Consider the following 23,369-nt stretch of genomic DNA (forward strand, 5'->3'; position numbering starts at 1 on the left):
GAACGACTCCCTTCGCCGGCAAGATCTTCATCACGAAATGCAGGCAGCCGGCGCTCGCGGCGCCGGCTGCCAATCGAGACTGTCGTCCTGGATGGTCGAAGCCCCAAAGGGTGGCGATAAGAGTGAAGCCACCGTCCTTTCTGTCGTTCGAGCCAAACCAGAACCGGCTGGCATCTCACCGTTCTATCTCACCTGCGCTGCCGCGCAGATGGACCGAACTATGGGCCGCACAATCAGACTACCCAGTTGAAGTCGTCGACGCCGAGATTGTTGCCGTCGATCGTCGCGCCGTCGAGAAGGGCAACAAGGATCTTGCCGCCGGCGTCGGAGCCGTTGTTGTCGAACCAGAGCTTGCCGACATCGTCCTCATAGATGAACTGGGCGTTGGTGCCGCTCGCCGTTCCGGTGAGGGAGTTCCGTATCTCGCTTACGTCGAACGTATCGCCGAGGCCGAAATCCGAGAGCTTGATGAAGAACGCGTCGGTGCCTTCGTCGAAGCCGTAGAGCGTATCATAGCCCTGGCCGTTCTGCAGCTGGGCTTCCGTCGCGCCGTAGTACATCGAAAGTTCGTCGTAGCCCGCGTCACCGCGCAGACGACCGCCGTCCTCGTTGGTGAAGACCGTGCCGCCGCCATACATCGTATCGGCGCCGGAGCCGCCGGCCGCGAAACCGCCAACGCCCGCCTGCAGCAGGTCGTCATAGGCGCTGCCGACGACGTTCTCCATGCCAGCATAGGTGTCGCCTTGCGCATCCCCGCCGCCGGCGCTGTTGAGCGCCAGGAAGGCCGTCACGGATGTGGTAGACGAGGAATAGTCGACCGTGTCGACGCCCTCGCCGCCGCGGAACTCGTCCGCACCGGCACCGCCCTGCATCCAGTCCGTACCCTTACCGCCGACGAGGATGTCGTCGCCGTCGCCGCCGAAGAGGAAGTCATCGCCGGCACCGCCGTTGATGAAATCATTGCCGTCAAGTCCAGAGAGCGTATCATTACCGCCCTTACCGTAGATGTCATCGTCGAGCAGGCTGCCGTTGATGATGTCGTCACTGCTGTTGCCTTTGTAGAGGGCCATCTTACTCAAATCCTTACTGTTCGGTTCACGGCAGCCTGATTGGGAGGTCGCTGCCGCAGTTCATGAGCAAAGGGTGAGGCCGTCTCATCGCTGGGGCTGTTCCCCGCGACACTGCTGAGCTTTGTAACGATTGCTACGAAAAGAGCGCGCGGCATTGATTTTCTTATCATTTTTTTTCGCTACACCGGTACTCACCAGGCACCGGGAGGGGTCTCAGACCGGCAATCTAACCAATATTGGACCAATCGGTCGCGATGAGATGGAGAATTGCCGCGGCCGCCACGAGACCCCAAACCGGCCCGGAGGAAGCGACAGCGCGTGGATTTCGCAGCGCTGGTGGCAAGCTCGTAGATCGCCAGGGCCAGGCATCGAAAAGGCCGTCACGCTTTCGAGATGGCGGGCGTGGGCCAAGAAAACATCAATGCCTCAAATCCCGGGCGCGTCCTTCGCGAAGCCGAAAGGTTGATACCGCACAAAAAAAGCCGCCCCAGTTTCCCAGAGGCGGCTCGATGATGCGAGGTGTGTTTCGATCAGTTGTTGACGACAGCCGGTTCCTGGTTGAGGCCGGTCTGCAGCGCCAGTTCCTGGGCGCCATCCATCTGGTAGATGTCGTCGCGGAACTGCACGACACGGTCCTTGGCCGACCAGGCGGTGACATATTTGAAATAGATCGGAATTTCGTTGGTCACCTGGATGGGCGTGTTGACGCCGGTCCGGATCGTCGCCTCGATCTGCTGGCGGCTCCAGCCCGGCTGATCGCGGAGAATCCAGGTCGTCAGGTCGCGAACGTTCTGGCAGCGGACGCAGCCCGAGGATTCAAAGCGCGACAGCTTGTTGAACAGGCCCTGCGACGGCGTGTCGTGCATGTAGGTGGCGTGCTCGTTGTGGAAGTTGATCTTGGTGGACGCCATTGCATTGATCTTGCCGGGATCCTGGCGGAACATCAGGTCGGGCGCCTCGCCATTCCAGTCGATCGTCGTCGGATCGACTTCGTTGCCCTTGCCGTCGAACAGGCGGATCTTGTTGTCGGCCAGATATTTCGGATCCTTGCGCATCAGCGGCATGATGTCCTTTTCGACGATCGAGCGCGGCGCGGTCCAATAGGGATTGAGCGTGACGTTGTAGATCTTGGAATCGAGGATCGGCGTGGGGCGGCTGATGCGCCCGACGATGGCCGTATGGCGCTGGGCGACACGGTTGTTCTCCACCGCCTCGATATAGGCTGCCGGAATGTTGACCATCACGTAACGCTGGCCGAGATCCGTGGTGATCGCGTTGACGCGCTCGAGATTGGTGCGAAGCTGCATCAGGCGCGTGTCGGCCGGAATGTTGATGGCTTCGAGCGTATATTTGCCGATCACGCCGTCGAGCGGCAGGCCGTGGCGGGCCTGGAAGCGCTTGACGCCCTCTTCGACGAGCGAGTCGTAGGAATTGGAAATGCCGGCCGACTTGGCGAGGTCGCCGGACACCATCAGCCGCTTGCGGAGTTCTGCAATCGCCGGATCGTTCATGCCGATCTTAAGCTTGACCGTGGTGTTGACCTTGGGCCAGCCGCCATTGGCGACGATCGCTTCATAGTCGTAGATCGCCTGCTGCAGATTGGCCGCAGCCCCCGCGCCGAAAATCGGGTTGTTGGTGGTGATGGCAGCCGCCGTTCGCGACGCCTTGGCATCGAACTGATCATCCCAGTTGCCACGCCGCGGGGCGTTGATGATCTCATCCATCGCCACTTCGCCGAACGCAGCGCTCGACACGGCTGCGGCGCCCAGCGCTCCGGCCGATGTCAGTAACGTCCTGCGAGAGAGAGATGAAAAGCGGTCATTAGCCGACATATGCGCTCTGCCTTCCTGTTGTCCCGGCAAACTTATTCGGTTGCCACTAGCACGAACGTGGTTAACGAAACACGGATCACAGTATTCATAATATCGTGATCGCACCGCTCCGGAAATGCCAGAGGGTGCGAAAAGTGACCCCGCCCGATGACCATCGTCATATGCTCTCCGGGTGTCACAACAATGTGGCTCTTTTGTGCAGCTTGCCACTTACGAGCGCGTCATTCGCATCATCATTTGACGACGCGAAAGCGGACATAGTCGCGGCGGTCGCCAAGCCGGGTGAAATTCGCGCCGAACCACGTGGAAATCTTGGCGGCCTGATCCATTGTGTCGAGCTTGATATTGGAGGTCCCTGCCCCGCGCGGCAGCGTCTCGCCCTTGAAGATTTCCTCCAGCCAGCCGTCGTCGGAAATGCTGCTCATCAGGTAGTAGGTATCCTTGTCGATCGTGATGAAGGCGAGCCCGCTCTCGTTCAGCGTCGGTCGCATGCCCTCGATCGTCTGCGCAAATCGGATCAGGTAATTGTTGTCCCCCATCTTGCGCGCCTGGACCACCAATCGGTTCGGTGTGCCGTCGTCCAGGCTGACCGTGTAGCGCACTGCATCGGTCTGGCGCTCGGGCGTCAGCGTCGCGAAGGGCTTGTAGGTGCCTTTCTCATTGTCGAAGGTCTCGATCTTGAACGGCTTGTCGGAGGAGAAGCCGGGAATCGCTTCACCCGCGGCTGTCGGATCGGGCAGAATAATGTCGGATTCGATGGTGCAGCCGGCGACGAAGACAAGCGCCATAATGGCCAGTAAGGTTTTGAGGATGTTCATAGGTTTCTCCAGAAGGCGGCGAGCGCCCGTTGGAGGGAAGACGTTTTGTGAGACGGGTTTCATACGACCACTGGCTTCAACCCCTCATTCCTTGTCAATGTTCTCTTTATGTTCCAGTCTCGATTCATGGCAGGCACGATCGACACATTGGGAAGGGCCGGACGCCACCGCATGCTGGTTGTTGCAGAATGCCGACTTTGCGGCCGCGAGGCGAAGTTCTATGCCGAGGAACTCGCCTTGTTCTATGGCCGCGGCCGTGACCCGCAGACGCTGAAATTCCGCTGCAAACCCTGCGACAGCGTGCAGTGCAAGATCACGCTCATTGAGCAGAGTTTCGAGCGCAAGCGCGAGATGATCGTCTGGCGCCCGGTCAGGGTGAAAGAAGGATAGACGTAAGGGCTACATGCTCGCGTCGACCATTGTGCACGATCGCATCACGGCATCGACCTCGGCGAGCAATTCGCGACGCCGGGCAAGCCGGTTCTCGGTGATCCGCGTCAGCACTTCCGCCGGAACGTCATTGACCACCTTGGCCGTGGCCTCGTTCTCGGCGATATCGAGGAGAAGGTTGCGCATCACGTTGGTGGCCTCGCGAAGATCGAGCACCTCCACGGTGAGCGCGTCACGGCTCGACGCGAGCTTGCGCTCGACGATCTCGTTGATCTGCTGTTCGACCAGCCGCTTCTTGGCAGCCATCAGACCGACAGCGGCGAATGTGAGGACGACTGCACAGGCAGCGAGAACAACGACAAGCATCGCAAAACACCTTTCCGAACTACGGAATAAATGTCGGGTCAGACGGCCCGGAATTCAATGCATTTCTGCAAGGAAAACGCAAATGCCGAAGCGATTGCCAAGCGTCTTGCCGGTCAGATCGCCTCTTTGCAGCGCCAGAGCGCGAGCAATATGCCGATACAGTCGAGCATGATGAGTGCAGGATTGATGCTCCAGCCGGCCGAAGCAGCACTCACCATCCAGCCGAGCATATAGCCGAGGAACACGAGGGGCAGCAGCGCGGTAACGAACTTGATCGAGAGAAAGGGTAACACTCCGGCGGCTCCAAAATCGTAAGTCAGCCATCGTTTGCCAGAGATCGGTTGCGTGAGGCTTGGCGGCGCTTTCATCCCGCGCTGGCAGAGCATGCAACCGCGCATCTTGCCGCGATCCGTCGCGCTGGCGGTACAGAAGGTAATAATGTCTTGCTTACCCCCCAAAAAAGGTCAGAACAGACCGCTGGATCTGCAGTAGTGAAGTAAAATCTCACGCAATATTATGACTTTCTTATCTTAGTAACATCACGGACGGGAGCTCCCAGATGAAATTCAGAAGCATGACTATGGCCGCTAGCCTTGCATTCACCAGCTTTGTCCTGCCCGCTGCGGCATTGGCAGGCTATGAAGGCGCCATCGCCTTTTCTCAGACGACGGGCGCCAGCGGATGGTCGAAAAACTATGACTCCAAGAACGCAGCATCCAATGCCGCGCTGAGCTACTGTAATGCGGACGACTGCACGGTGGTCTACAACTTCACCAACAGCTGCGCGGCCCTCGCGGCCGGCACCGACGGCGGCTACGGCGTGGACTGGGACGTCAAGATCAACCGGGCTGAGCGCAAGGCGCTCAAGGCCTGCGCCAACTACAGCAGCGGCGGCTGCCAGATCGTCATAAGCGCCTGCTCACAAAACCGATAAGACAGGGCGCGGGGCTCGGTCACGTCGACCCGATCTGCCCAACTGCTTCAAATGCCTTTAGCAAAGCAGGCCCGCTTCGGCGGGCCTTCTTTGTTCGCCTTCCGGCGCCAGGGCCACTCGAAAAGGCTCCCTGCGCCGTTTTTCGTTCACACGAAAAGCCGACCGAGCAATCAAAATTTTTGCCGATGACGTGATCAGGCCCGACGCCTGCACACGGCAATTCGGCAGCGGCGATAGCTGCGGTACGAGCACTCTCTCAGCGCTCGCCGAACGGCACCCTGTTTTGTCGGATAGTTATAGCTGTAGCCGTATGCGCCGTCTCGGGCGACAGCGGTACAGCCCCATGCGAAGGCAGATGTTTCAGACGTGACCAGCACTCCGAGTGCAATTACTGCTGAAAGAAAGTATTTCATCTCACTCTCCCCTTGCGACTTGGCCTATACCTGACGTGATAGAATGCGCATGTCTAGAGCCGCAAATCAATACCTCGTTACGCCACGAACCACCGAGTTAATCGGTCCTGCCGCTTGAGCGGCGCCGTCCGGGGAACTGATCTACAGTCATCGAGCTTCAAGCCATCACAAAATTCGTGTGTTTCAGATGTAAGGTTGGCTGTGGCGGCGATCCCACGCTATACAGTTTTCCCAAGCGAGTTCTGATAGGCTCGGCTGAGTGCCACAGCATACAGCGCGGTCACTATCAACTGCAGACCGTGGCCTGCGATGATCAAGATGATGGGAAGATAATCGTCGCCCGTGCCATGAAACTGCATCTGCACCGGGAGATATAGTGCGAGTATGCCCGTGCCCTGGAGAATGCTAGCGAACGGGCCGATCGCTGTCGGAATCAGCAGGTCGCGAAGTACAGGCAAGAAGGTTGTCTTGCCTCGCGAGCGCGCCTCTGCGAAAGAACTGGCCTGCCCATACACTGTGGCCGGCAGCCAGGTTCCAAGCCAGGCGTACACGACTGGCACGACGACCAGGAATAGCGCCACTATGGCAATGACCGCGGTCGGATTTTCGCGAATGTGAGTGCCGCCACTGGCCACGAATATCGGGATCGACACGATGATCGCGATGAGCCCTAGCAGAAAAGACAGGCAGATTGACCGCCAGAAGAACTGTCCGAGCTGACGAAGGAAGGTCGGCCGGAGAAGGCCAGCGACATCGAACCGCACTTCAAACAGCACAGCCCGGTGAATGTAGTAGGTAAAAAGCCAGGTAGAAACGAGCGTCAACAGCTCCAGATACGAGGCCGCCTCACGAGAGAAGATATCGATTAGCGTATCGAAGGCGAGAAAGCCAACAACGATAACTGCGTTGTTGCGGATGACCGAAAACGTCGTCGCCCACATGATGCCCCCGTTCTGCGCTGACGGCACCCCTTGCCGCTCATCGTCCATGCCAGTTGGCAATCGCGATTGCAACCGTCGGCAGCATAACGTCAAAGGCGTCGCAAATCGCACGATGGCACCACAACGAAAAACAGGCATAACGGAGTGCGTTCGCACACGCCGTTATGCCTATTACGCCACCGCATGACTGGAGGAAATGCAGCTATCGTAAGCACTTCACTGCTTAGAGACGATACAAAATCTGGTCGTTCCAGAACCGGTCCAGGCGCTGCAGCAGCTTGTTCATCTGGCCGAATTCGTCCTGGCCGATGCCGCCGACCTTGTGGATCGAGCCGACATGGCGCTGGTAGAGTTTTGCCACCGTCTCGGCGACGTCCTGTCCCTTGTCGGTCAGCGAGATGCGGACCGAGCGGCGGTCGATGCGGGAGCGGGCGTGGTTGATGAAGCCGAGTTCGACGAGCTTCTTCACGTTGTAGGAAACATTCGAGCCCATATAGTAGCCGCGGGAGCGAAGTTCGCCGGCGGTCAGCTCCGACGTGCCGATGTTGAAGAGCAGAAGCGCCTGCACGGCATTGATGTCGTCGCGGCCCTGACGGTCGAACTCGTCCTTGATGACATCCAGGAGACGGCGGTGCAGCCGCTCGACCAGATGGACGCTTTCGAGGTAGAGATTATGGATGACTTCATCCTGTGCGTCGAGTGCCTGCGGGGCGGGAGCTTTGAGCTTCGCGTTCATTTTTCTGCCTCACTGTTTAACGGCGGCTCTGGTTTTTGTCTGTCCGCCTTATGTGAGCCAATCTAGCGCCTCCACCTAAAATTCTACTTAAATCATAGGATTAACGGCACCTTACTGAGTTGCAACGCATTGTCTTGGTGAATATCTGCTTACCGGTCGGCGAATTTCGGCTCTGATTTCGGCGGCTTCTTGAGCCAGAGTGTGAGCCTGAGCAGGAGGTAAAGCAGCGCTGTCGAGCCGACCATCCAGAGCGTTGGGGTGGCCGCAGAAATGCTTCCCGGCAGGCTTTCATGGCGGGCGACCTCGACCACTGCCGCCACGGTCCAGACCACCGGCCCCCACGAGCCGCGCAGCCACAGGCCGATCGCCGCAATGGGATAGAGCACGGCGAGCGTGGCGACCGCCGCCTGCTGGTCGGTGTCGAGACGATCGATCCTCATCGCGCCCCCTGAGCCGTAGCCGATGAGGTCCGACCAGATCTCGAACGCGAAATAGAGGCAGGCCACTGCCACCATCCGCAGGAAGATCGTCATCAGAAGCTCGGGCAGGAAAATCGTCCGCCGCGGCAATGTATCGATATCGGCCATGGCGGCGTTCTAACCCAACAAAGCGGCCAAGGCCAGATCGGAAGCGTGCGTCGGCGATTGTACCGCCATGAGACGACCTGTCACCTCCCCTCGCCCTTTTCCATCCCCGAGTTGCTGTGCTAATCACCTCGCGCGCCCTAGAGGATATCGACATGACAGGCCCGGACATGACTGGCAAGACCCATCTCGTCGACCACATTACCGGCCACCGCCGCATGCGTCGCAATCGCAAGGCCGACTGGACCCGCCGCCTGGTGCGCGAGACCCAGCTCTCGGTCGACGATCTGATCTGGCCGATCTTCCTCGTCGCCGGCTCCGGCATCGTCGAGCCGATCCCGGCCATGCCCGGCGTCAACCGCATGAGCATCGACAAGGCCGTCGACGCCGCGAAGGAAGCCGCCGATCTCGGCATCCCCGCCCTTGCGACCTTCCCGAACGAGGATCTTTCGTTGCGCGACGTCACCGGCTCGCATTCGCTCCACGAACAGAACCTGATCAACGAGGCGACACGAGCCATCAAGAAGGCGGTGCCCGACATCGGCATCATCACCGATGTCGCCCTCGACCCCTTCACCAGCCACGGCCATGACGGCATCCTGCGCGACGGCATTATCGTCAATGACGAAACGGTGGATGCGATCGCCCGCGCCGCCGTGATGCAGGCCGATGCGGGCTCCGACATCATCGCACCGTCGGACATGATGGATGGCCGCGTCGGCGCGATCCGCCGGGCGCTCGACGAAGCCGGCCACCAGGACGTCGGCATCATGTCCTATGCGACCAAGTTCGCCTCGGCGCACTACGGGCCGTACCGCGAGGCGATCTCGACCGGCGGGCTGCTCAAGGGCGACAAGAAGACCTATTACATCGACCCCGCGAATGGCACCGAGGCGCTGCGCGATGCCGCACTAGATGTCGAGGAAGGCGCGGACATGCTGATGGTCAAGCCGGGGCTGCCCTATCTCGACATCTGCTGGCGCATCAAGCAGGAATTCGGCCTGCCGGTCTTCGCCTATCAGGTCTCCGGCGAGTACACGATGGTCAAGGCTGCCGCGGCGCAGGGCTGGATCGACGGCGAGCGGGTGATGCTCGAACAGCTACTCTGCTTCAAGCGGGCCGGCTGCGATGGCATCCTCACCTATTTCGCGATGGATGTGGCGAAAATCCTGGCCAAGGGCTGATCATGGATCTCGAGGCCTATTTTGCGCGGATCGGCTATGCCGGCCCGCGTACCGCCGATCTCGCCACCCTGGCCGCTATCGTCCGTCACCACGCTGCGAGCATTCCCTTCGAGGCGATCGACGTCCTGCTCGGCAAGGGACTCGACGTGGCGCCCGAGGCGATCTTCGACAAGCTGGTACGACGCAAACGTGGCGGCTACTGCTTTGAACAGAATGGCCTGCTGCTGGCCGTGCTCACGGCGCTCGGCTTCGAGGCCAACGCCCACCTCGCCCGCCTTCTCTGGATGCAGCCGGCGGACGCTCCGCCGCTCAAGGCGACCCATATGGCTCTCGTCGTCCGGCTTGATGGCCGCGACTATCTTGCCGATGCCGGTTTTGGCAATGGCACGCCGACAGCGCCACTGGCATTCGACACCAGCGAACCGCAAGCGACGCCGCTCGAAACCTTTCGGCTCCGTGAAGTCTCGGCTGGCCATGTGCTCGAGATGCGGATGGGCGAGAACTGGGCGCCGGTCTATGAAATTCTGGCTAAGCCGCCCACGGACGAGGATCTGGCCGAAGCCAATCTCTTCACCTCGACCCATCCCGAGTCGCGGTTCCGCCGCGACCTCATGCTCGCACGCGCCACGACCGACGCCCGTTTCCTGCTGCTCGGCAACCGTCTGATGATCCGGCCCGCGCATGGCAGCGCCGAAGTCCGATCGCTGGACGGCCCCGAGGCTCTGGCGGAGACAATCGAAACAGTCTTCAAACTGGAGGTTCAGCCTGAATGGCAAGAACTGTTCGAGCGGTTCACGAGCGACACCGGCCGATCTCGCCCCTGACGGAGAGCGCCATCTTGCAGGCGGCCAGGCGCTTTCCCATATTTCATCCGAGTTCACCGTTGGAGACGAGAATGGCAAACACTTATGATCCTGCCATGCCCCACTACGCCGACCACGCCTTCGATGGCGTGCTGACCCGGCGCGTGCTGGCATTTCTCATCGACTACGCGATCGTCGCGGTACTGCTCATCCCGGCCTGGGTGATCCTGTTCTTCGTCTCTATCCTGACGCTTGGCCTCGGCTTTTTTCTCTATCCCGTCAGCTTCTTCATCGTTGCAGGCCTCTATTTCGCGCTGACGCTCGGCTCTGATCGCCAGGCGACGCCGGGCATGCAGGTGATGGATCTTGCAATGGAGCGCGACGACGGCCGCCGCATGGATTTCGGCGTCGCCATGGTTCATGTGCTCGCTTTCTGGATCATCAATTCGTTGCTCACGCCTTTCCTGCTGCTCGTCGGTCTCTTCACCGAGCGCAGGCGTCTGGTCCATGATATGCTGCTTGGCACCTACATGGTACGGGCAAGCGCCAAGGGCTATTAAGGGTGGGAGCGAACCTGGCGCCGATGCTCCCAATATTCCGGGATTGACGTTTTCCAATCTTTCGCCATGCTTGATCGATCAACCTGTGGCGAGAGAATCTCCCTAAAGAATGAATACGCAGGCCCATCCTTCCCCGCAGTTCTTCATGACGGCGCCAGCCCCTTGCCCCTATTTGTCTGGCCAGGTGGAGCGGAAGGTGTTCACGCATCTGGTAGGCCAGCGCGCGCCGGAGATGAACGATATTCTGACCCAGGGCGGGTTCCGCCGGTCGCAGAATATCGCTTACCGGCCCGCCTGCGAGGGCTGCCGCGCCTGCGTTTCGGTGCGCATCATCGTCGATGAATTCCAGCCGACCAGATCGATGAAACGAGTCGCTACCGCCAATCTCGACCTCGTCTCGAAGGAATATCCGGCCGAGCCGTCGACCGAGCAGTTCTCGCTCTTCCGCCGGTATCTCGACAGCCGCCACCAGTCGGGCGGCATGTCCGACATGACGGTGCTCGACTATGCGATGATGGTGGAGGACACCCATGTCAACACGCGCATCATCGAATATCGGTTGCGCGAGGAAGGCGACGGCATCGCCGAGCGTCCGGCCGGCCGGCTGGTCGCAGCAGCGCTGACCGACCTGATGGCAGATGGGTTGTCGATGGTCTATTCCTATTACGATCCATCGGTCGAGGACCGTTCGCTCGGGACGTTCATGATCCTCGACCATATCCGGCGCGCCCGGGCCAGGGGCCTGCCGCATGTCTATCTCGGCTATTGGGTCGAGGGGTCGCGGAAGATGACGTACAAGACACGGTTTCTGCCGCAGGAACATCTCCTCATGCAGGGCTGGACGCGCTACACTCCGCCGGCCGAATAACCCCGCCCGATCAATTTCATCATGCCCTTCTCGCATCTTTCCGCTCATGCCAAGGGCGTGATCATCACGTTCCTCGGCGGGCTGGCGCTGTCTTTCGACATCCCGGTTCTCAGGCTCGCCGACGGCAATGTCTGGTCGGTCCTGTTCGTGCGTTCGATCCTGACCGTGGTGGTGGCCATCGTGGCGCTGCTCGCCATACGTCTGATCAGAGGCCACGTGCCGCGCCTCGTGCCGGGTTGGCCCGGTGCCATTGTCGCCTGCCTTTATGCGGCATCGACCGTGTTCTTCATGCTCTCCGTATTCAACACGACGTCGGCCAACGTCGCTTTCATCCTTGCTTTCAATCCGATGTTCGGCGCTCTTCTCTCTTGGCTCTTCCTCGGTGAGAAGCCGCGTCGGGCAACGTTCATCGCTATGGCGGCCATGACGTCAGGCGTGCTCATCATCGTCTCGGACGGCCTCGAGAGCGGCCATATCTGGGGCGACCTCGCCGCCGGCGCGTCGGCGTTGTCCATCGCCGGCGCGCTCACCTACAGCCGCGCCAGTCGTCAGGACTTCGGCTTCACCCCAATCGTCGCCGCGGTCCTACCCGCAATCATCGGCGGTCTGATGGTAACGAAGGTCGGCTATGCAGTCAGCGATCCCTGGTGGATCGCGTTCAATGGCCTTTTCCTCACTCCCTTCGCCTTCTGGGCGCTCGCCATCGGTCCGAAGTTTCTTTCCGCCGCCGAGACCGGCATGTTCTATCTCCTGGAAACGGTCCTGGCCCCGGTCTGGGTCTGGCTCGTCTTCTCAGAAGAGCCGTCGGTCGCTACGCTGGTCGGCGGCGCGATCATCCTCGTCGCGCTGGTGTGGCACTCGACGCATACGATGCGGAAGGACGCGATCCCGCCGCATTGAATAATCTTCTTCATGTGTTATAACTCATTATAACGTGAGGACATGACATGAACATCGTGCTTCGAAAGATTGGCAACTCGGTCGGCGTCATCATTCCGAAAGAAATGCTTGACCGGTTCGGTCTCAAGGAGGGCGATGAGCTTGGCCTCGAGACGAAGGATGGGGGCATCTTTCTCAAACCGACCGACGAAGAATTTGCCCGCCAAATTGAAATAGGCCGTGCGTTCATGGATCGCTACAAGGTCGCACTCAAGAAACTCGCCGAATGAACGTTGTCTTCGTCCATCGGGAAATTGTCGAGGCTCTTCAACGTTTCCAGATAGAGGCTTTTGGCGGCATGCCCGGCCTTCGCGACGATGGAGCGCTGGAGTCAGCAATTGCACGCCCCATCAACAAGGCAGCTTACGGAGAGGACGATCTTATCGTTCTCGCCGCGGCCTATCTGTTCGGACTGGCAAAGAACCGCGCTTTCCTTGACGGTAACAAACGCATCGCGATCGTGACGGCAGGCGTGTTTCTCGAACGCAACGGGATGAAGATCATCGCGTCCGAGTCCGATCTCTACAATTTTGTCATGGCTGTCGCCGCCGGCGAGATCGACGAGGACGGCGCGACGCGCTTCCTGCGCGACTTCAGCGTTCCACTCTGATCACCCCGAGAACTTGCCCGACCGCGGGAAACCCTTCGGCACTGTCCGGCCCGCGGTGGCGCGGTCGCCGATCCACTCGATCAGTTCCTCGCCCTTGCGGTTGAAGTTGCGGCCCGCTGAATCATCCCACGATAGCCCTTCTTCGAGCGCGAAGGTCTTGACGTCGGAAATACCGCCGTCCTTGTAGCGCTGTAGCCGCACGCCCTTGCCACGCGTCATCTCGGGCAACTGCGCGATCGGGAAGACGAGCATCTTGCGGTTCTCGCCGACCACGGCGACGTGGTCGCCCTTGGAATGGACGACGAGCTTGGCCTCATCCGGCATCGAGACATTGAGGATCTGCTTGCCCTTGCGTGTGTTGGCGACCAGTTCGCCCTCCGGCACGATGAAGCCATAGCCCTGATGCGACGACACGATCAGCTTGCGCGATGTGTCGAGCACGAAGGCCGTCAGCACGTCCTGATCGTTGTCCATGTCGATCATGATGCGCAGCGGCTCGCCATGACCGCGGCCGCCGGGCAGCTTGTCGGCACCAAGCGTGAAGGCCTTGCCGCCCGTCGTGAAGATAATGATCTTGTCGGTCGTCTGGGCGTGGAAGGCGATCCTGAGACTGTCGCCCTCCTTGAACTGCAGCGTCGAATAGTCCTGGAGATGCCCCTTGAGCGCACGGATCCAGCCCTTTTCGGAAACAACGACGGTGACCGGTTCCTTCTCGATCATCGCCTGGCTGATCGCGTCCTCGTCGGTCTCGGGCGCGTCAGCGAAATCAGTGCGGCGCTTGCCGAGCGGCGTCGCCTTGGCGAACTTCTTCTTCACTTCGCCGATTTCCCAGGCGACCGTCGTCCACTGCTTGTCTTCCGAACCCAGCAGTGCCTCGATGCCGGCCTTCTCGGTCGAGAGACTGTCGAACTCCTTGCGGATCTCGAATTCCTCGAGCTTGCGCAACGAGCGGAGCCGCATGTTGAGGATCGATTCCGCCTGAAGGTCGGTAAGCTCGAACCGGACCATCATGACCTGTTTCGGCTCATCCTCCTCGCGGATGATGCGGATCACCTCGTCGATATTGAGATAGGCGATCAGGTAACCGCTCAATATCTCCAGGCGACGGTCGATCTCGGCGAGCCGATGCCGCGAACGGCGCACCAGCACTTCGCGGCGATGGCCGAGCCACTCGACCAGCACCTCCTTCATGGACATGACTTTGGGCACCTTGCCCATGGACAGCACGTTCATGTTGAGCGAGATGCGGTTCTCGAGCTCGGTCAGGCGGAAGAGCGACTCCATCAGGAGCCCCGGATCCACCGTGCGATTCTTCGGCTCGAGCACGATGCGGACGTCTTCGGCGGACTCGTCCCTGATGTCCTCGAGCAGCGGTAGCCTGCGAGCGATCAGAAGCTCGGCGATCTTCTCGATCAACCGCGACTTCTGCACCTGATAGGGAATCTCGGTGATGACGATCTGGTAGCCGCCCCGGCCCAGATCTTCCTTCACCCATCGGGCGCGGACGCGAAAGCCGCCGCGGCCGGTCGCATAGGCTTCGATGATGCTGGCGCGGCCGTCGATGATCGTGCCGCCCGTCGGCAGGTCAGGACCGGGAACGAGATCGACCAGTTCCTCGATCGTTGCCTCGGGCTTTTTGATCAGCAGCAGCGCCGCGTCACAGAGCTCATGGACATTGTGCGGCGGGATGTTGGTCGCCATGCCGACGGCGATGCCGGATGATCCATTGGCGAGCAGGTTCGGGAAGGCGCCGGGCAGAACGACCGGCTCCTCGTCTTCCTCGTTGTAGGTCGGCTTGAAGTCGACCGCGTCCTCGCCGATGCCTTCGAGCAGCAGCGCCGCGACATCGGTCATGCGCGCTTCGGTGTAGCGCATCGCCGCCGGGTTATCGCCGTCGATATTGCCGAAATTGCCCTGCCCGTCGACAATCGGGTAACGGATCGCGAAATCCTGCGCCAATCGCACCAGCGCATCATAGATCGACTGGTCGCCATGCGGGTGGAATTTACCCATGACGTCACCGACGATACGGGCACATTTCTTGTAGGCGGTGTTGGGCCTGACGCCCATCTCGCTCATTGCATGCACGATACGGCGGTGCACTGGTTTCAAGCCGTCCCGGACATCGGGCAGCGCGCGCTGTGTGATTGTCGACAGCGCATAGGCGAGATAGCGCTCCTCGAGCGCCGTCCGCAAGTCGATAGGCTGGATCTTGTCGCCGCCACCGCCGGGCGGTTTTTCATTTGTTCCCATGCGCCTGCTTTAGCCAAATCAGCCCTTGAGGGCAAGGATTCCACGCGATTGCGCTGTGGACAGCCGGGCGGCACCAGCAAGATTGACGGCGATCGTTCCCGGCGCTTCGCCGGAAAAAAGCACCGCAACCCGAAACTCTTCCGATTCCCGTCCCGTAACTGTCACATCGGGTTCGCTCGACCCGGACATCACACGAAGCACAGGGAAGAACGTCATGAAACGCATGTTCACGACATCGCTGGCAACCGTTGCATTTGCCATGGCTGGCTGGGCCGCCCAGGCGGCCAATCCGAAGGTCGGGGGTGCTCCGATGTATGCCTCCAAGAACATCATCGAAAACGCCGTCAACTCGAACGACCACACGACGCTGGTGGCTGCGGTGAAGGCGGCCGGGCTGGTTGATACGCTGCAGGGCGCCGGTCCGTTCACCGTATTCGCACCGACCAACAAGGCCTTCAGGAAGCTGCCCGCCGGTACGGTCGAGATGCTTCTGAAGCCGGAAAACAAGGAACAGCTGACCAAGATCCTCGCCTGCCATGTCGCGGCCGCCAACGCCATGTCGAAGGACGTGAAGGTGATGACCAAGGCCGACGGCGGCATGCACGCGATCGCCACGGTCGGCGGCTACACGATCATCACCAGCGTCGAGGGCGGCAAGATCACGCTGAAGGACGAGAACGGCGGTGTCGCTCGTATCGCGATCGCTGACGTCCAGCAGTCCAACGGCGTGATCCACGTGATCGACACCGTGCTGCTGCCCAAGATGTAATTCGTACGGGCGCATCACGCCCGCGCTCGCGGCTGGCGAGCGCGGGACAATCCGAACCGAGAGGCCTCGATCCGCCATGGCAAGCATTGACGTTCCTCCATCAACCAGCCGCGTCCGCGGCCCCCTGATCTATCGCCAGCGCCTGCTCACGCGGCTGACGCATTGGATCTGGGCGATATGTTTCTTCTTCCTGCTCTTGTCGGGCCTGCAGATCTTCAACGCCCATCCGTCGCTCTATGTCGGCGCCGAAACCGGCTTCGAATATGACAATTCCATCCTGTCGATCGGCGCGGAAGAAACCAGGGAAGGTCTGCGCGGCCACACGGAGATCCTGGGTGTCAAGCTCGACACGACAGGTCTGCTGGGTGTCAGCGACGATGAAGCCCGTGCCTTTCCGGCCTGGGCGACCATCCCGTCCAATCAGGACCTGTCCTCTGGCCGCATCGTGCATTTCTTCTTTGCCTGGCTGCTGCTGGCAACGCTCCTGCTGTGGGCCCTGGCGTCGCTGCTGAACGGCCATGTCCGCCAATTGATACCCACGTCCGACGATATCAGAGACATTCCACGCGACGTCGCCGATCACGCACGTGGACGCTTTCATCATGGCCGCAACTACAGCATCCTTCAGAAGCTCGCCTACGCCTCGGTGCTGTTCGTGCTGTTTCCCCTGATCGTGCTCACCGGCCTGACGATGTCGCCGGCGATGAACGCCGCGCTGCCGTGGCTGATCGATCTCTTCGGCGGACGCCAGACGGCGAGGACCATTCACTTCATCGCCATGGCCCTGCTGGTGGGCTTCTTCGTCATCCACATGGCGATGGTCTTGCTGGCGGGCCCGCTCAACGAACTGCGCTCGATGGTCACCGGCTGGTATCGGGCTGACCCGGACGTAGAACCTTCCAAGGGAGATCGCACATGAGCCGTTTCACCATTTCCAGGCGCGGATTGCTGACCTCCGGCGGTCTTGCGCTGACGTCGGCCGCGCTCGCCGGATGCGGTCGCTTCGATTTTCTCGGCAGCGACGAAAGCAGCGTCCGGCAGTTTCTCGCGGCGACGAACTCCCTGACCTACCAGGCGCAGCGGCTGTTTGTCGGCGACGCGCTGGCGCCGGAATTCGCCGAGACCGAGATCCGGCAGGGCCTGCATCCGAACGGCTCGACCGACCCGCAGACAGACGAATATCTCGCGTTGCGGGACGGGAACTTCGCTAGCTACCGCCTCGCTATCACCGGGCTGGTGGACCGGCCGTCGACTTTTGCCCTCGGCGAGCTTCGCAACATGCCGTCGCGCACGCAGATCACCCGGCATGACTGCGTCGAGGGGTGGAGCTGCATCGGCAAATGGACGGGCGTGCCGCTCGCCGCGCTTCTCGATCAGGTGGGGGTCAAGGCCACGGCGCGATTTGTCGTGTTTCACTGCTTCGACCGGATGGACGGAGGCTTGTCGGGCCCGATCCCCTATTATGAAAGCTGCGATCTGGTTGACGCCCGCCATCCCCAGACGATTGTCGCTTATGGACTCAACGGAGCGCCCCTGCCGGTGCGCAACGGGGCGCCGCTTCGCGTGCGCATCGAGCGTCAGCTGGGATACAAGATGGCGAAGTATGTCCACACGATTGAGCTCGGAGACAGCCTCGTGGGCTTCGGTTCCGGGGCGGGCGGCTATTGGGAGGATACCGCGAGTTACGATTGGTATGGCGGGATCTGACGATTTCGGAGCGACATCCACCTCCCCGCCTGTGACAAACGGGAGCGCGATCTGTCAGGGCCGCCGCGTCGTGAGACGGGCGTTGATCAGTCCGACAAGCCCAGGTGGCAATGCTGCGCAGGCCACGCGGGACGATCGCGGCACGCCGCGCGAGAAACCGCGACCTCTCCCAAAAAAGGTCTGAATTCATTTGGATTTCTACGTCCGGCCCGAATATATTTAACACTTGACCCGTATTGGCCTTTGGATGCATTTCCACCGGAATTTCGACCTCAGAAAGGGGACCCCCATGAAACTCACACGCTCCATCGGCGTTGTGCTCGCCAGCACGACGTTCCTTTCCTTTGCCAGCTCTGCTTTCGCCCTCGACGGCGCTGACGTGCTTGCCAAGATCAATGCGCTCTACGCGCTTCAGGGCGGCAAGGTCGAAGCGGCTTCGACGGCAGTCGATGGCGCAAACGTCACGCTGACCGGTGTCACAGTGAGCGTCTCCGGCCAGGCTTTCCCGATCGGCGACGTGACGCTTCAGAATGTCGAAGAAGGCGACGACAGCTATTCGATCGAGACGATCGCCTTCCCCAACATCAACACGACGAAGGAAGGGGTGACCTTCACCGCTTCCGATATCGCGATGGGGGGCGTGAACATCCCCTACGAGCCCAAAGCTGGCACGATCGAGTCGATGATGCTCTACGAAAGCATCTCCTCCGGCGCGATGACGGCGACCAAGGATGGCAAGCAGATCTTCGCACTTGAAGGCGTCGAGGCCAATCTCACCACCGCCGAAGACAAGAGCAAGTTCGATTTCGACGCCACCGTTTCGGGCATCAATGTCGACCTGACCTCGGCTCCCGATCCGAAGGCCCAGGAAGCGATCACCGCGCTCGGCCTGCAGACGGTCAAGGGCGAAGTCACCATGAAGGGCTCCTGGACGCTTGCCGACGGCAAGTTCGAGCTCTCCGAATATGCCTTCGATTTCGAGAATGTCGGCCGCCTGGACGTCAAGTTCTCGCTCTCCGGCTATACGCTCGAGTTCCTCAAGGCAATGCAGGATGCGGTCAAGGCGTCCGAAACCAACCCCGACAAGCAGGCCGGTCAACAGGCGCTCGGCATGTCGATGATGGGCCTTGCACAGCAGCTAATCTATAACGGCGCGTCCATCCGCTTCGACGATGCCGGCATCACCGCCAAGGCGCTCGACTTCGCCGGCAAGCAGCAGGGCGTGGACGGCAAGCAGATGGCACAGTCGCTCAAGGGCATGATGCCGATGATGCTCGGCGCCATGAACATGCCCGACCTGCAGAAGCAGATCGAGGCCGCCGTCGGCACCTATCTCGATGATCCCAAGAGCCTGACGGTTTCCGCCAATCCGGCCCAGCCGCTGCCGGCGCCGCAGATCATGGGCGCCGCGATGGGCGATCCGGCCAACCTCGTCAAGACGCTGAACGTCCAGGTCACCGCCAACGACTGATCAATCGAGTGATTCGAGGCGAGCCCGGAAGAATGTCTTTCGGGCTCGCATGAAGATCAAGATCCGCACATTGACAACTTGGACTATTCTAGACGAAAGTCTTAGTCCACGCAGAAATTGCCCAGACAATTGACACTGATCAGCTAAATCCAGAAAAATATTGCTCATTCACGTTCTTTTCCGGAATTTATACTGATCATTAACAGCCGACCGTCAATTTTCGCCTCAAGGCCTCACAGAGTTGCAGGCCGCATCGCTAGGTTCGTTCCCTAGTTCACGAGGTTATTGATGTTCAGACTCTCAATCTCCCGTCTCACGCTGCTTTTCGGTGTCGTCGTGACCCTCGGCCTTGTGGCCTCCATTGGCATCCAGCGCCTCGCGCTCAACGAACTCAAGGTGGGCGGGCCAGTCTTCCAAGAGATCGTCGACGGCAAGGATCTCGTCGCCGACATCCTCCCGCCACCGCTCTATGTCGTCGAAGCCTATGGCATGGCCAACGAGGCCACGATCCACGAGGAACTCATCCCGCAGAATCTGGACCTCATCCGGAAGCTGAGGAAATCCTACGAGGAACGTATGGCGTACTGGGATGCGTCAGCACTCTCGCCCGACCTGAAGTCCTTCCTCCGGGACGAGGTGCTCAAGAAGGGCGATATCTTCTGGCAGGAGCTGGAAAACGGATTCGCCAAGGCCGGCGGCAAGGGTGACACCGCGGGTATGCATGCGGCTCTCGACGGCCTGCAGGGCAAATTCCGTGATCATCAGGCGGCCGTCTACACGCTGGTCGACATGGCCAATGCGCATATGGCGAAAACCCAGGTCACCGCAGCCGAAAAAGACAATTTCTATGGCAATTCAGCCTTAGCCGGCAGCGTCGCCTCGATCGGGCTCTTCCTTGCCGGCCTGTGGTTCATGCGGGCGCGTGCTGTAGTGCCGCTGGCATCGATCGGTGACTACATGAGGAAACTCGCTGCCGGTGACTACGGCGAACATGTTCCATTTATCTCCCGGGCCGACGAGATCGGCGGCGTAGCGAAGTCCGTCGACGTCTTCCGCAATGCCGCGATGGAGCGGAAGCGTATGCGCGAGGAGATGGAGCACAGCCGCCAGCTCTCCGAAGAGGAACGAATCGAGCGCGATCGCATCCGTGCACAGGAAGCAACAAGCCTCAAGGCTGTCGTGGACACGCTCGGAGCAGGCCTCAAGCGGCTGGCGGAATGCAACATCCGGACGACGATAGACGAACCCTTTGTCGAGAACTTCGAAGCGTTGCGCCACGATTTCAACAACTCGATCGCAACCTTCCAGTCAACGCTCGAGCAGGTGCTGTTCAAGACTGCCCATATTACCGACAATGCACACGCGATGCAGGAAGCGGCCGACAATCTGTCCCGACGCACCGAGCAACAGGCCGCCGCACTCGAAGAGACTGCCGCCGCCCTTGAGGAGGTCACCTCCACGGTTCGCGCCTCCGTCGAGCGGACGACCGAGACGCGTGACCTGGTCCGGGAGGCAAAGGATTGCGCCACCCGTTCGACCGGAGTCGTCCGCGGGGCGATCGATGCGATGAAGCGCATTGAAAGTGCCTCAGGCGAGATCGGCACGATCATCGACGTCATCGACCAGATTGCCTTCCAGACCAACCTTCTGGCACTCAATGCCGGGGTGGAGGCTGCGCGGGCCGGCGATGCCGGCAAGGGCTTCGCGGTCGTGGCGCAGGAAGTGCGCGAACTCGCCCAGCGGTCCGCGAAAGCGGCCAAGGAGATCGGCGGCCTGATCGCCAACTCGCGCAACGAGGTAGCCAATGGTGTGCGGCTGGTCGGCGAGACGGGCGAAGCGCTGGGCCGCATCGAAGGCTTTGTCAGCGATATCGACCTCAAGGTCGATGCCATTACCACCGCGTCTCGCGAGCAGTCGATCGGCTTGGGCGAGATCAGTTCTGCGGTCAACTCGGTAGATCAGATGACGCAGCAGAATGCTTCCATGGTGGAGGAAACCACCGCGATAAGCCATTCGCTCTCAGCCGATTCCGAGCAACTCGCCGAACTGGTCGGCCGCTTCAAGCTCAATCGCCGCAAGACCATACGCGATGGACACTCATCCCATGTGGGTCAACGGGCGGCGTGAGTGGCCTGGAATCCTGCTGCCAGTCAAGTCCCCGGGCACCCCCCGGGGACTGTCGTTTGGACGCCGGGGCGCTCAATCGGAGAACAGTAGCACCAGGCCGAAGATCATCCAGCAGAGGATGGTGACGACGGCCCAAGTCGTGGTCGAGACGACGGTCGCGATCGTCCAGGTCGGGCCCGTCCGGCCAAAGCGCCGCCAGCCGAGCTTGACCAGGACCGGGATCAGCAGGGTCGCCACGATCAGCAGAATCACCCACGGGATCGACCACGCCAGCGCGATGACACCCGCCTCATCCTGATTGACACGGAACAATCTCCAGCCCGCAAAGACCAGTATGGCGAACTGTACTGTTCTCAGCGCGATCAGCTGACCTCGCCCCATAGCGGTGTTGATCTCTTCTTCGTGCGGCACGGTCATTCACGCTTTCACCTTCCACGGAACGGGTGGGGCGACCGACGCCGCCCCATCCTCACGTCACTTCGGCTGGCGGCTACCCGACCAATCGACATTACGGGTGAAGTACATCGTGGCGGCGATCGTCACGAAGGAGATGATGGCACCGGCGAGCAGCGCATATTCATCTTCCCTGAGGATCAGGTACATCACGCCATAGGTGAGGCCGAGGACGATAGCGAGCGACACGCCACTCTTCCGGCTCGCAGTGACCGACCCGACATAGATGGAGATTAGCAATGTCGTGGCAGTCGCGGCGAGGCCATAGGCGATGGCAAAGCCGAGATGTTCGGCGAGCGCCAGCAGCAATATGTAGAAAATAAGGAGCGCGAGGCCCGTCAGCACATATTGCACCCAGTGCACCATCCGGCCGCCCTTGAGCTCGATGATGAAGACGGCGAAGAAGACCAGCGACAGGAAGCCGATCGAATATTTCAGCGTCCGCACGATGAGCTGGTAGAACTTCACCGGTTCCACCAGATTGATCGACATCAGGTTACCGCCGAGTGGCAGGACATAGGAGTTCACCGCCTTGTCGATACCGCGCGCAAGATAGGGCACGGTCCAGTTCGCCTTGAAATCGGTCGCCGTGATGGTTTTCGTTTCGGGCAGAAAGAGACCTTCGAAGCCCGGATCCGGCCAGTTGGCGGTGGCTGCGAACGTCGTCGTCTGTCCGGCAGGGGCAAGCGAGAACTTGGTAGAGCCATTGAGCGAGAGATCCATCTCGAAGGCAAAACCCTTCTCGATCAGATTTCGTGTCACCGGCCGGTTGATTCCGGTATCGACCTGCGCGTAGGTCTGGCCCGCATCATAGGTGGAATACCCTGCTGCGAGCGCCTTGATGCCCTTCATGCCGGGCTGGAACGGCTGGGCCGCACTATCATCGATCTTGATGTCGGCATTCGAGCGGATGCCGGTGATGTCGGCGATGCTCATCACCAGGAAAGCCCGGTCGAGTTCCGGCACACCATCGACGATGCCCAGGCTCTGGACGAGATCGGTGCCGAACTTGCCGGAGAAGTGGAGCTTGGCATTATAGACCGGCAGCGAATAGATCGAGAGCTTGCGCGCCTCGGTTTCGAGCTTGGCGTCGACCTTGAGCTCCTCCGGCATCAGCATCACCCATTCGGTCGACTGCGAGGCAGTCTGGACGCCGTTGACGGTTTGCACATTGGTCACCGTGACCGGCACCGCGAGATACGGACCGTTGACGATCTGCGGACCGCCCCACCCTGCCGAAATGCGCGCGGAGACTTCGGTCGCCCGCTGCGCGCGCTCCTCGACCAGCCCCCAGACGAGCATGGCCGGAATGAGCAGCAGCATGGTGAGAATGCCGATGATGATGAATTTGACGCCCGGCGTGCGCATGAAGGCGGCAAAGCCACCCGACCGGTTTTCGTTGTTGTCGGCCGGCACCGGCAATAGGCCTGCCTCTCGATCGACCTCGTTTTCCTGGATGGTCATGATATTCCCCTGTGGTGTCAGCCGGATCCCTCTCCGGCATGCCAAGGCTGCAAGGGGATTACGGCTCCATCACTGCG

General features: G+C 60.6%; 27 protein-coding genes. 14 read left to right on the plus strand and 13 right to left on the minus strand.

Translation table 11 applies throughout. The annotated features are described in order from the left end of the window. Window positions 1–233 precede the first annotated feature (233 nt). The 3 genes from AC2YI2_RS25055 to AC2YI2_RS25065 form a co-directional block, all read right to left on the minus strand. The gene (locus tag AC2YI2_RS25055; protein ID WP_487389243.1) at window positions 234–1,070 is read right to left on the minus strand and encodes a calcium-binding protein; all 837 of its coding nucleotides are present in this window, start codon (window positions 1,068–1,070) and stop codon (window positions 234–236) included. 530 nt (window positions 1,071–1,600) lie between these two features. After that, on the minus strand, window positions 1,601–2,902 hold the full coding sequence (locus AC2YI2_RS25060) for a L,D-transpeptidase family protein (protein ID WP_487389244.1): 1,302 nt from the start codon (window positions 2,900–2,902) through the stop codon (window positions 1,601–1,603). A 233-nt stretch (window positions 2,903–3,135) separates the two neighbouring features. Beyond that, on the minus strand, window positions 3,136–3,720 hold the full coding sequence (locus AC2YI2_RS25065; RefSeq protein ID WP_487389245.1) for a hypothetical protein: 585 nt from the start codon (window positions 3,718–3,720) through the stop codon (window positions 3,136–3,138). A gap of 171 nt (window positions 3,721–3,891) precedes the next feature. On the opposite strand from AC2YI2_RS25065, the gene AC2YI2_RS25070 reads away from it, so the two are divergent. Beyond that, on the plus strand, window positions 3,892–4,110 hold the full coding sequence (locus AC2YI2_RS25070) for a hypothetical protein (RefSeq protein WP_487389246.1): 219 nt from the start codon (window positions 3,892–3,894) through the stop codon (window positions 4,108–4,110). 9 nt (window positions 4,111–4,119) lie between these two features. Here the strand turns inward: AC2YI2_RS25070 and AC2YI2_RS25075 are convergent, their stop codons facing one another. Next, the gene (locus tag AC2YI2_RS25075) at window positions 4,120–4,476 is read right to left on the minus strand and encodes a hypothetical protein (RefSeq protein WP_487389247.1); all 357 of its coding nucleotides are present in this window, start codon (window positions 4,474–4,476) and stop codon (window positions 4,120–4,122) included. A gap of 113 nt (window positions 4,477–4,589) precedes the next feature. Further along, window positions 4,590–4,769 carry a hypothetical protein gene (locus AC2YI2_RS25080; RefSeq protein WP_487389248.1) on the minus strand — a complete coding sequence of 60 codons (180 nt, stop codon included), beginning with the start codon at window positions 4,767–4,769 and terminating at the stop codon, window positions 4,590–4,592. A 266-nt stretch (window positions 4,770–5,035) separates the two neighbouring features. On the opposite strand from AC2YI2_RS25080, the gene AC2YI2_RS25085 reads away from it, so the two are divergent. Further along, on the plus strand, window positions 5,036–5,410 hold the full coding sequence (locus AC2YI2_RS25085; RefSeq protein WP_487389249.1) for a DUF4189 domain-containing protein: 375 nt from the start codon (window positions 5,036–5,038) through the stop codon (window positions 5,408–5,410). A gap of 194 nt (window positions 5,411–5,604) precedes the next feature. Here AC2YI2_RS25085 and AC2YI2_RS25090 read toward each other — a convergent pair whose 3' ends face one another. The 4 genes from AC2YI2_RS25090 to AC2YI2_RS25105 form a co-directional block, all read right to left on the minus strand. Further along, window positions 5,605–5,823, minus strand: coding sequence for a DUF4189 domain-containing protein (locus tag AC2YI2_RS25090; RefSeq protein WP_487389250.1), 219 nt, complete (start codon window positions 5,821–5,823; stop codon window positions 5,605–5,607). A gap of 218 nt (window positions 5,824–6,041) precedes the next feature. Continuing rightward, complete coding sequence (locus AC2YI2_RS25095; RefSeq protein WP_487389251.1) at window positions 6,042–6,764, minus strand: hypothetical protein; 723 nt, start codon at window positions 6,762–6,764, stop codon at window positions 6,042–6,044. A 223-nt stretch (window positions 6,765–6,987) separates the two neighbouring features. Further along, a complete protein-coding gene (gene ldtR / locus AC2YI2_RS25100) occupies window positions 6,988–7,500 on the minus strand; it encodes a transcriptional regulator LdtR (RefSeq protein WP_487389252.1) in 513 nt (170 codons plus the stop codon). A 149-nt stretch (window positions 7,501–7,649) separates the two neighbouring features. Continuing rightward, window positions 7,650–8,087 carry a DUF6163 family protein gene (locus tag AC2YI2_RS25105; protein ID WP_487389253.1) on the minus strand — a complete coding sequence of 146 codons (438 nt, stop codon included), beginning with the start codon at window positions 8,085–8,087 and terminating at the stop codon, window positions 7,650–7,652. A gap of 167 nt (window positions 8,088–8,254) precedes the next feature. On the opposite strand from AC2YI2_RS25105, the gene hemB reads away from it, so the two are divergent. From hemB to AC2YI2_RS25140, 7 genes are all read left to right on the plus strand, one after another. Further along, on the plus strand, window positions 8,255–9,268 hold the full coding sequence (gene hemB, locus AC2YI2_RS25110; protein WP_487389429.1) for a porphobilinogen synthase: 1,014 nt from the start codon (window positions 8,255–8,257) through the stop codon (window positions 9,266–9,268). 2 nt (window positions 9,269–9,270) lie between these two features. Beyond that, window positions 9,271–10,092 (plus strand): arylamine N-acetyltransferase family protein, encoded by an 822-nt coding sequence (locus tag AC2YI2_RS25115; protein WP_487389254.1) that lies wholly within the window; start codon window positions 9,271–9,273, stop codon window positions 10,090–10,092. Window positions 10,093–10,163: 71 nt separating this feature from the next. Continuing rightward, window positions 10,164–10,631 (plus strand): RDD family protein, encoded by a 468-nt coding sequence (locus tag AC2YI2_RS25120; RefSeq protein ID WP_487389255.1) that lies wholly within the window; start codon window positions 10,164–10,166, stop codon window positions 10,629–10,631. 109 nt (window positions 10,632–10,740) lie between these two features. After that, window positions 10,741–11,499 (plus strand): arginyltransferase, encoded by a 759-nt coding sequence (locus tag AC2YI2_RS25125; protein ID WP_487389256.1) that lies wholly within the window; start codon window positions 10,741–10,743, stop codon window positions 11,497–11,499. A 21-nt stretch (window positions 11,500–11,520) separates the two neighbouring features. Continuing rightward, a complete protein-coding gene (locus AC2YI2_RS25130) occupies window positions 11,521–12,399 on the plus strand; it encodes a DMT family transporter (RefSeq protein ID WP_487389257.1) in 879 nt (292 codons plus the stop codon). Window positions 12,400–12,446: 47 nt separating this feature from the next. Further along, the gene (locus tag AC2YI2_RS25135) at window positions 12,447–12,668 is read left to right on the plus strand and encodes an AbrB/MazE/SpoVT family DNA-binding domain-containing protein (RefSeq protein WP_487389258.1); all 222 of its coding nucleotides are present in this window, start codon (window positions 12,447–12,449) and stop codon (window positions 12,666–12,668) included. Then, window positions 12,665–13,048, plus strand: coding sequence for a type II toxin-antitoxin system death-on-curing family toxin (locus AC2YI2_RS25140; RefSeq protein WP_487389259.1), 384 nt, complete (start codon window positions 12,665–12,667; stop codon window positions 13,046–13,048). Before AC2YI2_RS25135 ends, AC2YI2_RS25140 begins: the two co-directional genes overlap by 4 nt. Here AC2YI2_RS25140 and parC read toward each other — a convergent pair whose 3' ends face one another. Both parC and AC2YI2_RS25150 read right to left on the minus strand, forming a co-directional pair. Next, window positions 13,049–15,301 carry a DNA topoisomerase IV subunit A gene (gene parC, locus AC2YI2_RS25145; protein WP_487389260.1) on the minus strand — a complete coding sequence of 751 codons (2,253 nt, stop codon included), beginning with the start codon at window positions 15,299–15,301 and terminating at the stop codon, window positions 13,049–13,051. Between the two features lie 18 nt (window positions 15,302–15,319). Beyond that, window positions 15,320–15,517 carry a hypothetical protein gene (locus AC2YI2_RS25150; protein WP_487389261.1) on the minus strand — a complete coding sequence of 66 codons (198 nt, stop codon included), beginning with the start codon at window positions 15,515–15,517 and terminating at the stop codon, window positions 15,320–15,322. Between the two features lie 7 nt (window positions 15,518–15,524). Between AC2YI2_RS25150 and AC2YI2_RS25155 the strand changes: the two genes are divergently transcribed. The 5 genes from AC2YI2_RS25155 (at window position 15,525) to AC2YI2_RS25175 (ending at window position 21,375) form a co-directional block, all read left to right on the plus strand. Beyond that, complete coding sequence (locus AC2YI2_RS25155; protein ID WP_487389430.1) at window positions 15,525–16,070, plus strand: fasciclin domain-containing protein; 546 nt, start codon at window positions 15,525–15,527, stop codon at window positions 16,068–16,070. A 76-nt stretch (window positions 16,071–16,146) separates the two neighbouring features. Then, window positions 16,147–16,989 (plus strand): cytochrome b/b6 domain-containing protein, encoded by an 843-nt coding sequence (locus AC2YI2_RS25160; RefSeq protein WP_487389262.1) that lies wholly within the window; start codon window positions 16,147–16,149, stop codon window positions 16,987–16,989. Beyond that, complete coding sequence (locus AC2YI2_RS25165) at window positions 16,986–17,777, plus strand: molybdopterin-dependent oxidoreductase (RefSeq protein WP_487389263.1); 792 nt, start codon at window positions 16,986–16,988, stop codon at window positions 17,775–17,777. The genes AC2YI2_RS25160 and AC2YI2_RS25165 overlap by 4 nt, the downstream gene beginning before the upstream one ends. 289 nt (window positions 17,778–18,066) lie before the next feature. Continuing rightward, window positions 18,067–19,248 (plus strand): hypothetical protein, encoded by a 1,182-nt coding sequence (locus tag AC2YI2_RS25170; RefSeq protein WP_487389264.1) that lies wholly within the window; start codon window positions 18,067–18,069, stop codon window positions 19,246–19,248. A 288-nt stretch (window positions 19,249–19,536) separates the two neighbouring features. Then, entirely contained in the window at window positions 19,537–21,375 is a 1,839-nt protein-coding gene (locus AC2YI2_RS25175; RefSeq protein ID WP_487389265.1) for a methyl-accepting chemotaxis protein, read from the plus strand. 72 nt (window positions 21,376–21,447) lie between these two features. Here the strand turns inward: AC2YI2_RS25175 and AC2YI2_RS25180 are convergent, their stop codons facing one another. Next, a complete protein-coding gene (locus tag AC2YI2_RS25180) occupies window positions 21,448–21,792 on the minus strand; it encodes a hypothetical protein (protein WP_487389266.1) in 345 nt (114 codons plus the stop codon). 57 nt (window positions 21,793–21,849) lie between these two features. Next, window positions 21,850–23,292, minus strand: a complete 1,443-nt coding sequence (gene creD / locus AC2YI2_RS25185; protein WP_487389267.1) for a cell envelope integrity protein CreD — start codon at window positions 23,290–23,292, stop codon at window positions 21,850–21,852. Window positions 23,293–23,369 lie beyond the last annotated feature (77 nt).

The organism is Rhizobium sp. SRI_017, assembly GCF_057586295.1.

Excerpts from the sequence above, each read along its gene's own strand:
- AC2YI2_RS25160 (WP_487389262.1), top strand. The coding sequence starts at position 16,147 with ATGGCAAGCATTGACGTTCCTCCATCAACCAGCCGCGTCCGCGGCCCC.
- AC2YI2_RS25065 (WP_487389245.1), bottom strand. The coding sequence starts at position 3,720 with ATGAACATCCTCAAAACCTTACTGGCCATTATGGCGCTTGTCTTCGTC.
- AC2YI2_RS25090 (WP_487389250.1), bottom strand. The coding sequence starts at position 5,823 with ATGAAATACTTTCTTTCAGCAGTAATTGCACTCGGAGTGCTGGTCACG.
- AC2YI2_RS25120 (WP_487389255.1), top strand. The coding sequence starts at position 10,164 with ATGGCAAACACTTATGATCCTGCCATGCCCCACTACGCCGACCACGCC.
- AC2YI2_RS25165 (WP_487389263.1), top strand. The coding sequence starts at position 16,986 with ATGAGCCGTTTCACCATTTCCAGGCGCGGATTGCTGACCTCCGGCGGT.
- AC2YI2_RS25180 (WP_487389266.1), bottom strand. The coding sequence starts at position 21,792 with ATGACCGTGCCGCACGAAGAAGAGATCAACACCGCTATGGGGCGAGGT.
- AC2YI2_RS25070 (WP_487389246.1), top strand. The coding sequence starts at position 3,892 with ATGCTGGTTGTTGCAGAATGCCGACTTTGCGGCCGCGAGGCGAAGTTC.
- AC2YI2_RS25130 (WP_487389257.1), top strand. The coding sequence starts at position 11,521 with ATGCCCTTCTCGCATCTTTCCGCTCATGCCAAGGGCGTGATCATCACG.
- AC2YI2_RS25150 (WP_487389261.1), bottom strand. The coding sequence starts at position 15,517 with ATGACGTTCTTCCCTGTGCTTCGTGTGATGTCCGGGTCGAGCGAACCC.
- AC2YI2_RS25155 (WP_487389430.1), top strand. The coding sequence starts at position 15,525 with ATGTTCACGACATCGCTGGCAACCGTTGCATTTGCCATGGCTGGCTGG.
- AC2YI2_RS25135 (WP_487389258.1), top strand. The coding sequence starts at position 12,447 with ATGAACATCGTGCTTCGAAAGATTGGCAACTCGGTCGGCGTCATCATT.
- AC2YI2_RS25175 (WP_487389265.1), top strand. The coding sequence starts at position 19,537 with ATGTTCAGACTCTCAATCTCCCGTCTCACGCTGCTTTTCGGTGTCGTC.
- AC2YI2_RS25060 (WP_487389244.1), bottom strand. The coding sequence starts at position 2,902 with ATGTCGGCTAATGACCGCTTTTCATCTCTCTCTCGCAGGACGTTACTG.
- AC2YI2_RS25075 (WP_487389247.1), bottom strand. The coding sequence starts at position 4,476 with ATGCTTGTCGTTGTTCTCGCTGCCTGTGCAGTCGTCCTCACATTCGCC.
- parC (WP_487389260.1), bottom strand. The coding sequence starts at position 15,301 with ATGGGAACAAATGAAAAACCGCCCGGCGGTGGCGGCGACAAGATCCAG.
- AC2YI2_RS25140 (WP_487389259.1), top strand. The coding sequence starts at position 12,665 with ATGAACGTTGTCTTCGTCCATCGGGAAATTGTCGAGGCTCTTCAACGT.
- AC2YI2_RS25115 (WP_487389254.1), top strand. The coding sequence starts at position 9,271 with ATGGATCTCGAGGCCTATTTTGCGCGGATCGGCTATGCCGGCCCGCGT.
- ldtR (WP_487389252.1), bottom strand. The coding sequence starts at position 7,500 with ATGAACGCGAAGCTCAAAGCTCCCGCCCCGCAGGCACTCGACGCACAG.
- AC2YI2_RS25170 (WP_487389264.1), top strand. The coding sequence starts at position 18,067 with ATGAAACTCACACGCTCCATCGGCGTTGTGCTCGCCAGCACGACGTTC.
- AC2YI2_RS25125 (WP_487389256.1), top strand. The coding sequence starts at position 10,741 with ATGAATACGCAGGCCCATCCTTCCCCGCAGTTCTTCATGACGGCGCCA.
- AC2YI2_RS25105 (WP_487389253.1), bottom strand. The coding sequence starts at position 8,087 with ATGGCCGATATCGATACATTGCCGCGGCGGACGATTTTCCTGCCCGAG.
- AC2YI2_RS25085 (WP_487389249.1), top strand. The coding sequence starts at position 5,036 with ATGAAATTCAGAAGCATGACTATGGCCGCTAGCCTTGCATTCACCAGC.
- hemB (WP_487389429.1), top strand. The coding sequence starts at position 8,255 with ATGACTGGCAAGACCCATCTCGTCGACCACATTACCGGCCACCGCCGC.
- creD (WP_487389267.1), bottom strand. The coding sequence starts at position 23,292 with ATGACCATCCAGGAAAACGAGGTCGATCGAGAGGCAGGCCTATTGCCG.
- AC2YI2_RS25055 (WP_487389243.1), bottom strand. The coding sequence starts at position 1,070 with ATGGCCCTCTACAAAGGCAACAGCAGTGACGACATCATCAACGGCAGC.
- AC2YI2_RS25095 (WP_487389251.1), bottom strand. The coding sequence starts at position 6,764 with ATGTGGGCGACGACGTTTTCGGTCATCCGCAACAACGCAGTTATCGTT.